This is a genomic window from Tabrizicola sp., from assembly GCF_041911175.1.
GTDB lineage: Bacteria > Pseudomonadota > Alphaproteobacteria > Rhodobacterales > Rhodobacteraceae > Tabrizicola.
The window spans coordinates 22,720-34,900 of the sequence record NZ_JAYRPN010000127.1; the positions used below are offsets into that span (position 1 = coordinate 22,720).

12 protein-coding genes are annotated in these 12,181 nt (G+C 68.5%); 3 read left to right on the forward strand and 9 right to left on the reverse strand.

What is annotated here, in order from left to right; all coding sequences use genetic code 11:
- Positions 1-3: 3 nt before the first annotated feature.
- Complete coding sequence (locus ACE3P6_RS17440) at positions 4-291, reverse strand: hypothetical protein (protein WP_374397609.1); 288 nt, start codon at positions 289-291, stop codon at positions 4-6.
- Positions 292-308: 17 nt separating this feature from the next.
- Positions 309-1,238: a 3-keto-5-aminohexanoate cleavage protein gene (locus tag ACE3P6_RS17445; RefSeq protein ID WP_374397611.1), complete on the reverse strand. Its 930-nt coding sequence runs from the start codon at positions 1,236-1,238 to the stop codon at positions 309-311.
- A 73-nt stretch (positions 1,239-1,311) separates the two neighbouring features.
- Here ACE3P6_RS17445 and ACE3P6_RS17450 point away from each other — a divergent pair, with 73 nt between their 5' ends.
- Positions 1,312-2,271, forward strand: coding sequence for a GlxA family transcriptional regulator (locus ACE3P6_RS17450; protein ID WP_374397613.1), 960 nt, complete (start codon positions 1,312-1,314; stop codon positions 2,269-2,271).
- Between the two features lie 3 nt (positions 2,272-2,274).
- On the opposite strand, the gene ACE3P6_RS17455 is transcribed toward ACE3P6_RS17450, so the two are convergent.
- From ACE3P6_RS17455 to ACE3P6_RS17470, 4 genes are all read right to left on the reverse strand, one after another.
- Entirely contained in the window at positions 2,275-2,742 is a 468-nt protein-coding gene (locus tag ACE3P6_RS17455; protein WP_374376331.1) for an MgtC/SapB family protein, read from the reverse strand.
- A 16-nt stretch (positions 2,743-2,758) separates the two neighbouring features.
- Positions 2,759-4,768 (reverse strand): M3 family metallopeptidase, encoded by a 2,010-nt coding sequence (locus ACE3P6_RS17460; RefSeq protein ID WP_374397615.1) that lies wholly within the window; start codon positions 4,766-4,768, stop codon positions 2,759-2,761.
- Between the two features lie 174 nt (positions 4,769-4,942).
- Positions 4,943-5,737 (reverse strand): amino acid ABC transporter permease, encoded by a 795-nt coding sequence (locus ACE3P6_RS17465; protein WP_374397617.1) that lies wholly within the window; start codon positions 5,735-5,737, stop codon positions 4,943-4,945.
- Between the two features lie 36 nt (positions 5,738-5,773).
- Positions 5,774-6,559, reverse strand: a complete 786-nt coding sequence (locus ACE3P6_RS17470; protein ID WP_374397619.1) for a transporter substrate-binding domain-containing protein — start codon at positions 6,557-6,559, stop codon at positions 5,774-5,776.
- 157 nt (positions 6,560-6,716) lie between these two features.
- Between ACE3P6_RS17470 and ACE3P6_RS17475 the strand changes: the two genes are divergently transcribed.
- Entirely contained in the window at positions 6,717-7,511 is a 795-nt protein-coding gene (locus tag ACE3P6_RS17475; RefSeq protein ID WP_374397621.1) for a class III extradiol ring-cleavage dioxygenase, read from the forward strand.
- 173 nt (positions 7,512-7,684) lie between these two features.
- Complete coding sequence (locus ACE3P6_RS17480) at positions 7,685-9,058, forward strand: amidase family protein (protein ID WP_374397623.1); 1,374 nt, start codon at positions 7,685-7,687, stop codon at positions 9,056-9,058.
- 273 nt (positions 9,059-9,331) lie between these two features.
- Here the strand turns inward: ACE3P6_RS17480 and ACE3P6_RS17485 are convergent, their stop codons facing one another.
- The 3 genes from ACE3P6_RS17485 to coaBC are packed head-to-tail and all read right to left on the reverse strand — an operon-like array spanning position 9,332 to position 12,110.
- Positions 9,332-10,366: a ThiF family adenylyltransferase gene (locus ACE3P6_RS17485; protein WP_374397625.1), complete on the reverse strand. Its 1,035-nt coding sequence runs from the start codon at positions 10,364-10,366 to the stop codon at positions 9,332-9,334.
- 11 nt (positions 10,367-10,377) lie between these two features.
- Positions 10,378-10,857 carry a dUTP diphosphatase gene (dut, locus tag ACE3P6_RS17490; protein WP_374397626.1) on the reverse strand — a complete coding sequence of 160 codons (480 nt, stop codon included), beginning with the start codon at positions 10,855-10,857 and terminating at the stop codon, positions 10,378-10,380.
- Between the two features lie 56 nt (positions 10,858-10,913).
- A complete protein-coding gene (coaBC, locus tag ACE3P6_RS17495; RefSeq protein WP_374397742.1) occupies positions 10,914-12,110 on the reverse strand; it encodes a bifunctional phosphopantothenoylcysteine decarboxylase/phosphopantothenate--cysteine ligase CoaBC in 1,197 nt (398 codons plus the stop codon).
- Between the last annotated feature and the right edge of the window lie 71 nt (positions 12,111-12,181).

Sequence of the window (12,181 nt, forward strand, 5' to 3'; positions counted from 1 at the left end):
CCCTCAGTCAATGCAGATGCCGACCCTCTGGCCGGATTCGTCCAGGAACTCGAAGCAGCCGAACATCGGCGTGACCGGAGAGCAGGTCCGCGTATCGGCCAGACACATGCCCTCGCAGTCGGATTTCTTGGTGCAGGCCTTGCCCGCGTCCGCTTCCGGCAGGAAGCAGACCTCGTCCGGCAAAAGCCCGCCGCGCCCGACCCTGCCGCCCTGCATCAGGCATTCCGCCCGCTCGGCCTTGGTCAGCGGCTTGCCCTGCGGCCCGGAGGGTGGCTTTTCAACACAAGCCACCAAGGCCAGCGTTGCAATCAGCCAGACGATCCTCCCTTCGCCACCGGCGCCCGCTTCTCCAGCTTCAGCTTCGCCCGCACTTCCGCCGGGGTGATCACTCGGGCGCCCATGTTCTCGATGATGGTCGTGGCGCGCTCCACCAGCTGCGCGTTGGTCGCCAGCACGCCCTTGTCGAGCCAGAGGTTGTCCTCCAGCCCCACCCGAACGTTGCCACCCGCGAGCGTCGCCGCTGCCACATAGGCCATCTCGTTCCGGCCCAGACCGAAGGCGCTGAAATGCCAGCCCGCGGGCACGTTGTTCACCATCGCCATGAAGGTGTTCAGATCGTCCGGCGCGCCCCACGGCACGCCCATGCAGAGCTGCACCAGCACCGGCTCCGGGATCACGCCTTCCTTGACCAGCTCCTTCGCCAGCCACAGATGCCCGGTGTCAAACGCCTCGATCTCGATCCGCACACCCGCCGCCGCCATCCTGCGGCCCATGTCGCGCAGCATCCCCGGCGTGTTGACCATCACATAGTCGGCTTCGTTGAAGTTCATCGTGCCACAGTCGAGCGTGCAGATCTCCGGCAGGCATTCGACGATATGCGCCACCCGCTCTGCCGCGCCGCACATGTCGGAGTGGGCCGCCATCCGGTCCATCTGTTCGGTGCCGTCGAACATCATGTCGCCGCCCATCCCGGCGGTCAGGTTCAGCACCACGTCGGTGTCGCTGTCGCGGATGCGGTCGGTGACTTCGCGGTAGTATTCCAGCTTGCGCGAGGGCTTCCCCGTCTCCGGGTCCCGCACATGGCAATGCACCACCGCCGCCCCCGCCTTGGCCGCGGCAATGGCGCTTTCGGCGATCTGCTTCGGGCTGCGCGGAACATGCGGCGAGCGGTCCTGCGTGCCGCCCGAGCCGGTGACGGCGCAGGTGATGAAGACTTCCTTGTTCATGTTCAGCGGCATGGTGGCCTCCCCCGATGTGCTGCCCCACCATAGCCCGCTTGCCAGCCCGCGCTTTGCAGATTACGAAATCTGCATGACGGAAAATGCCATCTTCCAACCCTCGCGCGATCCCCTGACCATCGCGCTCCTCGTCCTGCCGCAAGCCTCGATCCTCGAAGTCGCCTCCGCCCTCGACCCCCTGCGCAACGCCAACCGCCAGCTTGGGCACGAGGCCTACCGCTGGCGTGTGGTTTCCCCCGACGGCACCCCCGTTCCCCTGACCTGCGGCATCGAACTGCCCTCCTCCGGCCCCCTCGCCCACGCCGTCGGAGCCGAAGCGCTGATCACCGTCGCCGGCTACCGCCTCGCCGAAGTCGCCACCCGCCCGCTGATCCACGACCTCCGCCGCATCGCCCCCCGCTTCGGGTTGGTCGGCGGCATCGACGCCGCGCCCTGGGTGCTGGCGCGGGCGGGGCTGCTCGACGGCTACCGTGCGACCGTCCACTGGGAAGACCTCGAAGACCTTGCCGCCAGCCATCCCGACATCGACGTCGTCCCCGACCGCTTCGTGATCGACCGCAACCGGGTGACCATCTCCGGTGCCGCCCCCGCCGCCGATTTCATGCTGCACCTGATCCGCGCGCGCCACGGGGCCGCTTTGGCCCGGCAGGTCGCCGCCAGCTTCCTCGCCACCGTCCGCAACGGCCATGAGCCCCAGATCGCCGAGGCCCGCGACCCCGCGCTCGACCCCCGGGTCGCACAGGCGCTGGCGCGGATGGAGGCGCGGATCGACCTGCCGGAGACGGCGGCGGAGACGGCGGAAGCCGTCGGCCTCTCCCCCCGCCGCCTGGAATCGCTGTTCCGCGCCGCGCTGGGGACCACCCCCGCCGCCCATGCGCTTGACCTGCGCCTGCAAGCCGCCCGCCGGATGCTGACCGACACGACGCATCCGCTTGCCGATGTCGCCCTGCGCACCGGCTTTTCCAGCCCCTCGACCCTGTCACGCGCCTTCCGCGCCAGGTTCGGCCAGCCGCCCGGCGCGCTCCGCCGCTAGGGTTCAGGCCGCATCGTCGTCAAAGCTGCCATGCTCCTGCGCCACCTTCCGCAAGGGTGTCAGCGCCACCAGCGTGAAGACCGTCGCAAGGCTGAGGATCACCGCGATGTCGAGCTGGCCATAGCCCACCGCCGCCCCCATCGCCCCCGTGGCCCACAGGCTTGCCGCCGTCGCCGTGCCCTTGGCCCGGTCGCCCTGCTTCAGGATCGCCCCGCCGCCGACAAAACCGATCCCGGTGATCAGCCCCTCCAGGATGCGCGAATGCTGTTCCGATCCGGCCCCCAGCACCTCGATGGCGATCATCACGAAGCCACAGGCCGCCATCGACACCAGCGGAAAGGTGCGCAACCCCGCGCTGCGCTCCTCGCGTTCGCGGTTCCAGCCGATCGGCAGCGCCAGCAGATAGGCGACCACCAGCGAGATGAGATGCGACAGCGCTTCCTCGGAATTCCAGGTCTCGAACAGCTCCACTCACGCCTCCACGGGATCACGCCGGTTCCAGCAAACCCCGCCCCTTCAGAAGCGGTTCCACCCCCGGCATCCGGCCCCGGAACTTCAGATACAGCGCCTCGGCATCCTCGGACCCGCCCGCCGACAGGATGAACTCCTCCAGCCGGGCGGCGGTTGCCGGGTCGAAGGCATCCCCGGTCTCCTCGAAGGCCGCGAAGGCATCGGCATCCATCACTTCCGACCACATATAGCTGTAATAGCCGCTGGAATAGCCGTCGCCGCTGAACACATGCGCGAAATGCGGGGTGGCGTGGCGCATCCGGATCGCGCGGGGCATCCCCAGGGTTTCCAGCACCTCCGCCTGCTTCTGCATCGGGTCGGCAGGAGGGGCGCCGGTGTGGAACTCCAGGTCGACCATCGCGCTGGCCACGAATTCCACCGTGGCGAAGCCCTGGTCATAGGTCCCCGCATCCAGCAGCCGCTGCAACATGTCGGCGGGCATCGGCTCTCCGGTCTGGAAATGTTTCGCATGCGCCTCCAGCACTTCGGGCACCTCCAGCCAGTGTTCGTAAAGCTGGCTCGGCAGTTCCACGAAGTCCCGCGCGACCGATGTGCCGCTGATGAAGCCGTAGGTCACATCCGACAGCATCTGGTGCAGCGCATGGCCGAATTCGTGGAACAGCGTCCGCGCATCGTCATAGGACAAGAGGCACGGGTCGCCCTTGGCGAAGTTGCAGACGTTGACGACCACGGGCCGCTGCTCGCCGCCGAGCTTCCGCTGCCCCCGGATCGCCGAACACCAGGCGCCCGACCGTTTGGACCCGCGCGCGAAATAGTCGCCAAGAAAGACCGCAACATGGGCGCCGCCCCGCGTCACCTCCCAGCCCCGCACGTCGGGGTGATAGAACGGCCCGTCGATCTCGCGGAACTCCAGATGGAAAAGCCGCGTCGCACAGTCGAACATCGCGCCCAGCATGGCGTCAAGCGACAGGTAGGGCTTCAGCGCCGCCTCATCCAGGTCGTGCTCGGCCTTGCGCCGCTTCTCGCTGTAATAGCGCCAGTCCCAGGGCTCCAGCGGGCCAGTGAACCCGTCCGCCTTCAGCATGGCCTCCAGCACCGCCCCGTCCGCCACCGCCTTGGCCCGCGCCGGTTGCCAGACCCGCATCAACAGGTCGCGCACCGCCTGCGGCATCTTCGCCATCTCGGGTTCCAGCTTGAAGGCGGCGAAATCCGCGTAGCCCAGGAGATGCGCCCGCTCCGCCCGCAGCGCAAGGATTTCCGCCGCAATCGCCCGGTTGTCGGTCGCCCCGCCATTGGCCCCGCGCGCGACCCAGGCCTCATAGGCCTTCTCGCGCAAGACCCGGTTCGGCGAGAATTGCAGGACCGGCACGATGAGCGAGCGGTTCAGCGTGACCACCGGTCCCAGCCCCTTTTCCGCTCCCGCCCCGCGCGCTGCATCCTGCACGAAGCCCGGCAGCGCCGCCAGATCGGCCTCGGATAATTCCATGACCCAGGTCCGCTCGTCCGCCAGCAGGTTCTGCCCGAACTGCGTGCCAAGAACCGCCAGCCGCGCCTTGACGGCGGTCAGGCGCTCGGCCTCCGCCCCCTCCAGCGCCGCGCCGGAGCGGACAAACATCTGCCGGTAAAGCTCCAGCACGCGGGCCTGTTCCGGGGTCAGTCCCAACCCCTCGCGCCCCTGCCACAAAGCCTCGATCTTCGACCAAAGCGCCTTGTTGTTGGTCACTTCGCTGGAAAAGGCCGACATCTTCGGCGCCAGATCCCGCATCAGCGCCTCGCGCGCGTCCGTGCTGTCGGCCCCCGCCAGATTGTAGAACACCCCCGACACCCGGTCGAGATCGCCCTCCGCCAGTTCCAGCGCCTCGATCACCTCCGGGAACGATGCCCCCGGGCCCTCGGCAATCGCCTGGATCGCCGCCCGGGCGCGCACCAGCGCTTCATCGAAGGCGGGCCCGAAATCCTCGTCCCGGATGCGGGCGAAGGGCGGCAGGCCGAACGGCGTATCCCACTTGTCCAGAAGCACGCTCATCGGAAATCTCCTTTGCCCGGAAAGCTAGGCGCGCCCTTTCCGAAGGTCCACCCATGCTCTTTCACATTTGCCCAAATATCCTCCGGGGGTTTGGGGGTGGAAAACCCCCAAGCGACCGAGGAGGAGGCGAAGCCCGACGACGAGACAAAAGGTCTTCGCGCGCCAGCGCTCAATTCACGAAGCGTCCCGCCCGCGCGACCGCATCCGGGTCTCGAACCGGCGAAGGAGGAGCGACAAGCCGATGGTCATCACCAGATAGAGGAAGGCCGCCACGTTATAGGTCTCGAAATAGCGGAAGTTCCCCGCCGCCGTGACCTTGGCCAACTGCGCCACATCGGTAACCCCCAGCACCGCCACCAACGAGCTGTCTTTCACCATTGCCACAAAATCGTTGCCGAGAGGCGGCAGGATCAGCCGGAAGGCTTGCGGAAATCGAACATGCCGGAACCTCTGCCAGCCGTTCAGCCCCAGCGCCATCGCCGCCTCGACCTGGCCCTTGTCCACCGCTTGCAGGCCCGCCCGGAAGATCTCGGCCAGGAAGGCCGAATAGGCCAGCATCAGCGCCAGCACCGCCCGGTACAGCAGCGGCACGTCCCGCGTGCGCACCAGATCGGCGCCGCCCATCCAGTTCACCGCCGCGACCACCGCCGGCACCAGCACGAAGGCCACATACAGAAGCAGCACGATGATCGGCACGCCCCGCATCACCTCGATGTAAAGCCGCGCCGCCTGCCGCAGGACGATGCGCTTCGACATCCCCATCACCGCCAGCCCCAGCCCGATGGCGCAGGCCCCCAGATAGGCCACCACCGCCACCAGAAGCGTGACCGCCAGCCCCTTCGACAGCACCCTGAGCGCCCCGGCATAGACCTCGTCCGACAGCATCTCGTACAGAAGCCAGAGGCCGGTGACCGCAAGGATCACCAGCCACCAGGGAAAGTCCTTCTCGGGTTCGGCGTTGGGGGTCATCAGGGTGCCCCCGGATCAGACCCCGGGGGCGGCCTTTCACTCGCCCATCTTGTAGTCGACGAACCACTTCTGGTTCAGCGCATCCAGCGTGCCGTCCGCCTTCATGCTGGCAATCGCCGCATTGACCGGTGCCACCAGCTCGGACCCTTTCGGGAAGATGAAGCCGAAATCCTCCGAGGCCAGCGGCTCGCCCACGATCTTCAACCCGCCGTTCGAGGCCGCGACATAGCCGTTCGCCGCCGTCGAATCCGACAGCGTCAGGTCCACGTCGCCCGCCTTCAGCGCCTCGAGCCCCGCGCCGAAGGTCTCGAACTTGATGATCCGGGGGTTTTCCTCGTTGCCGTCCAGGATGTTGTAGACCGCCGCATAGAAGGGCGAGGTCCCCGGCTGGGCCGAGATCAGCAGTTCCGGGATCGCCGCAAACGACGCGGCATCGGTGAACCGGCTCTCATCCCCGCGCACGATCATCAGCATCTCGGACCGCATGTAGGGATCGGAGAAATCGACCTTTTCCTTGCGCTCGTCCTTGATGGTGATGCCGGTCATCCCGATGTCGTACTGGCCCTCCGACACCGCCGGGATCATCGCGTCCCAGCTGGTGTTCTCGTATTTCACCACCATGTTCAGCCGCTTGGCGATTTCCGCCATCGCGTCATATTCCCAGCCCACCGCCGCGCCGGACTTGTCCAGGAACTGCAGCGGCGGATAGGCGTTTTCGGTCACGACCACGACTTCCTTGCCCGCGAGGTCGGGCAGGTCCTGCGCCAGGGCGGGCGCGGCAAGCGTGGCAAGGCCCAGAAGGGCGGCAGCGGTCAGTTTCATCGGTCAGGCTCCCGTTGGTTTTGCCCGACTATGCCGACAGGCCGCCCCGCTTGCAACCCGGCCCCGCCCTGTGCACCCCCGCACCGACGGCCCGCCGAATGCAGAGTTGCGCGAACCCGTCACCTCCCTCACCTTCATCGCAACAAGGGAGGCCCCGATGACCCGCATGCCCACCTATTTCATCAGCCACGGCGGCGGTCCCTGGCCCTGGATGCCCGACTGGCGCGCGATGTTCGCCAACCTCGAAGCCAGCTTCACCCAGATGGTCAAGGACCTGCCCGAACGCCCGAAGGCGATCCTGATGATCTCCGGCCATTGGGAGGACGACAGCTTCGCCGTCATGACCAGTGCGAACCCGCCGATGGTCTATGACTACCACGGCTTCCCGGCCCATACCTTCCAGATCAAATACCCTGCCCCGGGCGCCCCCGACCTCGCCCGAAAAGCCGCCGACCTGATCGCGGCGGCAGGCCTCCCCGTCCGGCTCGACCCCAACCAGGGCTTCGACCACGGCTGCTTCGTCCCGGCCTATGTCATGTATCCCGACGCATCCGTCCCGGTCTTCCAGGTCTCGCTTCGCAAGGGCTACAGCCCCGCCGAGCACTTCGCCCTTGGCCGCGCCCTCGCCCCCCTGCGCGATGAGGGCGTGCTGATCGTCGGCTCTGGCCTCTCCTACCACAACCTCCGCCTCTTCGGGCCGCAAGCGAAAGTCCCGTCCGAGGCGTTCGACGCCTGGCTCGCCGAGACGATGGCCGCCGCGCCCGCCGACCGCACGAACCGGCTGATCCACTGGGAAGACGCCCCCTACGCCCGAGTGTGCCACGCGCAGGAAGACCATTTCGTCCCACTCTTCGCGGCGCTTGGTGCGGCAGAGGGCGAACCGGCCCAAATGGTCTACCACGACACCGACCTCTTCGGCGGCGTCACCGCGTCAAGCTACCGGATGGGCTGACAAGCCAGGCGAAATCCCCTCCCGCCCCGGCAGGGTGATGCCACCACCCTGCGCCTTGCACCTGTGCAAGTACTCCCGGCGGAGGCACCTTGCGCTTTCCCCCGGGCCTGGCGCGACCTGACCCCTTCCCCGCGCCCCGATTCCGGTCCACCCTCCCGGCAAAGGAGCCTCCGATGGACCCCGCAACCCTCACCGCCGCTGCCCTTGCCGCCATGATCCGCGCCCGTCAGCTTTCGGCAGAGGAGGCAACCCGCGCCACCCTCGCCCGGATCGACCGGCTGAACCCCGGCCTCAATGCCATCGTCCAGCGTCGCGACGAAGACGCGCTGAGCGAGGCCCGCGCCCTCGACACCCGGATCGCCAAAGGCGAGGACCCCGGCCCCCTTGCGGGTGTCCCCGTTACCGTCAAGGTCAACATCGACCAGGCGGGCTTCGCCACCACCAACGGCTTGCGCATCCAGCAGGACCTGATCGCGCAGGAAGACAGCCCGCCCGTCGCGAACCTCCGCCGCGCCGGGGCGGTGATCGTCGGACGCACCAACACGCCCGCCTTCTCGCTCCGCTGGTTCACCCGCAACTCGCTGCACGGCTCAACGAAGAACCCCGCCTTCCCCGCCCTCACTCCAGGCGGCTCCTCCGGCGGCGCGGCCTCCGCCACCGCCGCAGGCCTCGGCGCCATCGGCCACGGCACCGACATCGCCGGGTCGATCCGCTATCCCGCCTATGCCTGCGGCATCCACGGCCTCCGCCCCGGCCTCGGCCGCGTCCCCGCCTTCAACGCCACCGCCGGGGACCGCCTGATCGGCGGGCAGTTGATGGCCGTCTCTGGCCCCCTCGCCCGCTCCGCCGCCGACCTGCGCCTCGGCCTCACCGCGCTCTCGCAGCCCGACAAGCGCGACCCCTGGTGGACCCCCGCCATCCCCACGCCTTATGCCAAGCGCGCCGCCCTCGCCCTCACTCCCGACGGCCTCGACACCGACCCGGCGATCCAGGACGCCCTGACCGCCGCCGCCCGCAGCCTCGAAGCAGCAGGCTGGGAAATCGGCACCCCCGCCCTCCCCCCGTTCCGCGAGGCGATGGAGTTGCAACTCACCCTCTGGCTCTCCGAATTCGGCCTCGGCGGCGCCGATGCCGTGGCCCGCGAGGCCGACCCCGACGCCAGCTTCGTCCACCGCGAACTGACGAAACTCGCCCCCGCGCCGACGCTGGAAAGCTTCATGAGGGCGCTGCAATCCCGCGCCCGACTTGCCCGGCTCTGGCGCGGCTTCTTCGCCGACTGGCCGGTCCTCCTGACCCCGGTCTCCGCCCGCCTGCCCTTCCTCGATCACTACGACACCACGTCGCCGCAGGCTTTCGCCGAAGTGATCGAGGCTCAGATGCCCCAGATCGCGCCCCCGTTCATGGGCCTCCCCGGCCTGACCGTCACCACGGGCCGCATCCAGACTCACCCCATCGGCATCCAGCTCCTCGCCGACCGAGGACGCGAGGACATTCTCCTCGACCTGGCCGACCTTCTCGCCCCGGAGATCCTCGCCGTGACCCCGTAGGTCGGGGTTCACCCCGACTCTCTTTCGAACGTAGGGTACGCTACAGCGCACCGATACGATGCATCCGCTCAAGGCCGTCGGATGAAGTCGCCCATGTGAACTCTTGGGTAGAACGGCGCTTCAGCCTCAGTCTCACTCTCCAGGGTCCAAGACCACTCCGCTTCCGTAGTGCGGGTGCCAACCCACCATGCCAAAAAGTTAACCAATCCTGAACGCCCGCAAGCAAGCCATTGAAATCAAATGCCCGAAAAATCTGTCCACCGTGGACACCGCTCACTGCCGCCCGCCGCAGACCTCGCAGTCCGCCCGTTTCTTCACCCCGATCACCCGGGCCTCCATGTAAAGCCCGTCGAAGATCATGAGCCGCCCCGCCAGCCCCTCCCCCGCCCCGGCGACCCACTTGACCGCCTCCATCGCCATGATGGAGCCGATGACCCCCGGCAGCGGTGCCGCCACCCCCGCCTCGGCGCAGGTCGGCACCAGACCGGGGGCAGGCTTCACCGGGAAGACGCAGGCATAGCACGGCCCCCCACTTGCGGGGTCGAACAGCGACACCTGCCCCTCCCACTGCGTGATCGCCCCGCTGATCAAGGGCACCCCGGCGGCAACGCAGGCCCGGTTGACCAGATAGCGGGTGTCGAAATCGTCGGTCCCGTCCAGCACCAGATCGTAGTCCCGGACCAGATCGACCGCGATCTCCCCGGTCAGCCGCCGATGATAGGGCCTGACCTCGACGAACGGGTTCAGCGCCCGCATCGCGGCCTCCGCCGAGAAGACCTTCGGCATCCCGATCCGCCCGTCGCTGTGGATCACCTGCCGCTGCAGGTTCGACCCCTCCACCATATCATCGTCGATCACCCCGATCACCCCCACCCCCGCCGCCGCGAGGTACAGCAGGACCGGAGACCCCAGCCCCCCCGCCCCCACGACCAGCACCTTCGCCGCCTTCAGTCGCTTCTGCCCCGGCCCCCCGATCTCTCTCAGGATGATGTGGCGGGCATAGCGATCCAGCTCCGCCTCGCGGAAGGCTCCCGTCGGGGGCGCTTCCACCGGAACCTTCCGCCGCCGCAGGAACCGCACCGCCTCGCCATAGAGGATGGCAGCCCCCCCGATCAGCGCGAAGATGATCCAGAAGTTGCGCCAGCCGACCGCGTCGTCACCGGCAGGACCGTAGATCGAGACTAGGAAGACGATCCCCCAAGCCCCGGCCATCAGCGCATAGGTCTTCCGGCGCGGCCAACCCCGATGCCAGCCGAGGATCGCGATCACCGGGAAGGCGAGAATCCCGAACTTGCTGATGAAGACCATCCAGCCCATCCTCAGCCCCGCGCCGCCCCGAAACCGGTCGACCCGAACCCGCCCGCCCCCCGCGCCGTCTCGTCCAGCGCTTCCACCACCGTGAAGCCCGCCTGCACCACCGGCGCCACCACCGCCTGCGCCACCCGGTCGCCGTGCCGCACCGTGTAGGGTTCGGTCCCGAGGTTGATCAGCGACACCCCGAGCGGCCCGCGATAATCGCTGTCGATGGTGCCGGGCGTGTTCGGCAGTGTGATCCCGTGCTTCGACGCCAGCCCCGACCGGGGCCGCACCTGCATCTCATAGCCCTCCGGGATCGCCACCCGGATCCCCGTCGGACAGATCGCCCGCTGCATCGGCGCCAGCACCAGCCCCGTCTCGCGCCCTTCGGGCGGAAAGTTCGCGCAAAGGTCCGCCCCCGCCGCCCCCGCCGTCTGGTAGGCCGGCAAGGGCAGGTTCCGGTCGGCCCAGTCCTCCCACAGCACCTGCACCACAGGACCCATCGCCCGCCCTTTCATCTTTGCCCAAATATCCCCGCCGGAGGCTCCGCCAGCAGCCCCTAGCGCAACGCCTCGGCAATCCGCGCCGCCAGCTTCCGCGCCACCTCGTCCTTGCGCATCCGGGGCCATTCCTCCGCCCCCGCCTCGGAAATCAGCACGACCGCATTCTCCGCCCCGCCCATGATCCCCGTCGCCGGGGACACATCGTTCGCCACGATCCAGTCGCAGCCCTTGCGCGCCCGCTTGGCGGTGGCATGGGCGACGACATCCGTCGTCTCGGCCGCAAAGCCCACCACCAGCCGGGGTCGCATCGGCCCCTTCGAGACGGTCGCCAGAATGTCCGGGTTCTCGGCGAAGTCCAGCGCCGGGGCCTTGCCGGAGCCATCCTTCTTCAGCTTCTGGCCGCTCGCATTGGCCACCCGCCAATCCGCCACCGCCGCCGCCATCACCGCCGCATCCGCAGGGAGCGCCGCCTCCACCGCCAAAGCCATCTCGCGCGCAGTTTCCACCCGGACCACCGTCACGCCGGCTGGGGGCGGAACGGTCGCCGGGCCGGTCACGAAGGTCACCTTTGCCCCCAGATCGCGCAGCGCGGCGGCCAGCGCCGTGCCCTGCGCACCGGAAGAGCGGTTGGCGATATAGCGCACGGGATCAATGGGTTCATGGGTCGGGCCTGACGTCACCAGCACATGCCTGCCTGCAAGGAGACCCTTGCCAAGAGCCGCCTCGACAGCCGCGACGATCTCCAGCGGTTCGGCCATGCGCCCCTCGCCCGCCTCGCCGCTTTCCGCCATCTCGCCGCGACCCGGCCCGACGAACCGAACCCCGTCCGCCAGAAGCTGCGCCTGGTTGCGCCGGGTCGCCGGATGCGCCCACATCCGCGGGTTCATCGCCGGGGCCATCAGCACCGGCTTGTCGGTCGCCAAGAGGACCGCACTGGCCAGATCGCCCGCCAACCCCTGCGCCAGCTTCGCCATCAGGTCCGCCGTCGCCGGGGCCACCACGATCAGGTCGGCCTCGCGCGCGAGCCGGATATGGCCCACGTCCTGCTCGTCCTGCCGGTCGAACAGATCGGTGAAGACATGATCCGCCGTCAGCGCCCCCACCGACAGCGGCGTGACGAACTGCTGCGCCGCCGCCGTCATCACCGCCCGAACCGAGGCTCCGCGCTCGCGCAGACGCCGGATCAGGTCCAGCGCCTTGTAGGCCGCGATGCCGCCGCCGATGATCAGAAGAATGCGCTTGTCCGCCAGCATCGGCAGGTCCTCCGTCAAGGCCTGCCGTCAGGTGTAGGGTCCGCCGGGGGCAAACTCAACACCCCGCACCG

Bases quoted from the DNA above. Each gene is read 5' to 3' on its own strand.
- ACE3P6_RS17460 (WP_374397615.1), bottom strand. From the start codon at position 4,768: ATGAGCGTGCTTCTGGACAAGTGGGATACGCCGTTCGGCCTGCCGCCC.
- ACE3P6_RS17470 (WP_374397619.1), bottom strand. From the start codon at position 6,559: ATGAAACTGACCGCTGCCGCCCTTCTGGGCCTTGCCACGCTTGCCGCG.
- ACE3P6_RS17480 (WP_374397623.1), top strand. From the start codon at position 7,685: ATGGACCCCGCAACCCTCACCGCCGCTGCCCTTGCCGCCATGATCCGC.
- ACE3P6_RS17465 (WP_374397617.1), bottom strand. From the start codon at position 5,737: ATGACCCCCAACGCCGAACCCGAGAAGGACTTTCCCTGGTGGCTGGTG.
- ACE3P6_RS17445 (WP_374397611.1), bottom strand. From the start codon at position 1,238: ATGCCGCTGAACATGAACAAGGAAGTCTTCATCACCTGCGCCGTCACC.
- ACE3P6_RS17475 (WP_374397621.1), top strand. From the start codon at position 6,717: ATGACCCGCATGCCCACCTATTTCATCAGCCACGGCGGCGGTCCCTGG.
- coaBC (WP_374397742.1), bottom strand. From the start codon at position 12,110: ATGCTGGCGGACAAGCGCATTCTTCTGATCATCGGCGGCGGCATCGCG.
- ACE3P6_RS17485 (WP_374397625.1), bottom strand. From the start codon at position 10,366: ATGGTCTTCATCAGCAAGTTCGGGATTCTCGCCTTCCCGGTGATCGCG.
- ACE3P6_RS17450 (WP_374397613.1), top strand. From the start codon at position 1,312: ATGACGGAAAATGCCATCTTCCAACCCTCGCGCGATCCCCTGACCATC.
- dut (WP_374397626.1), bottom strand. From the start codon at position 10,857: ATGGGTCCTGTGGTGCAGGTGCTGTGGGAGGACTGGGCCGACCGGAAC.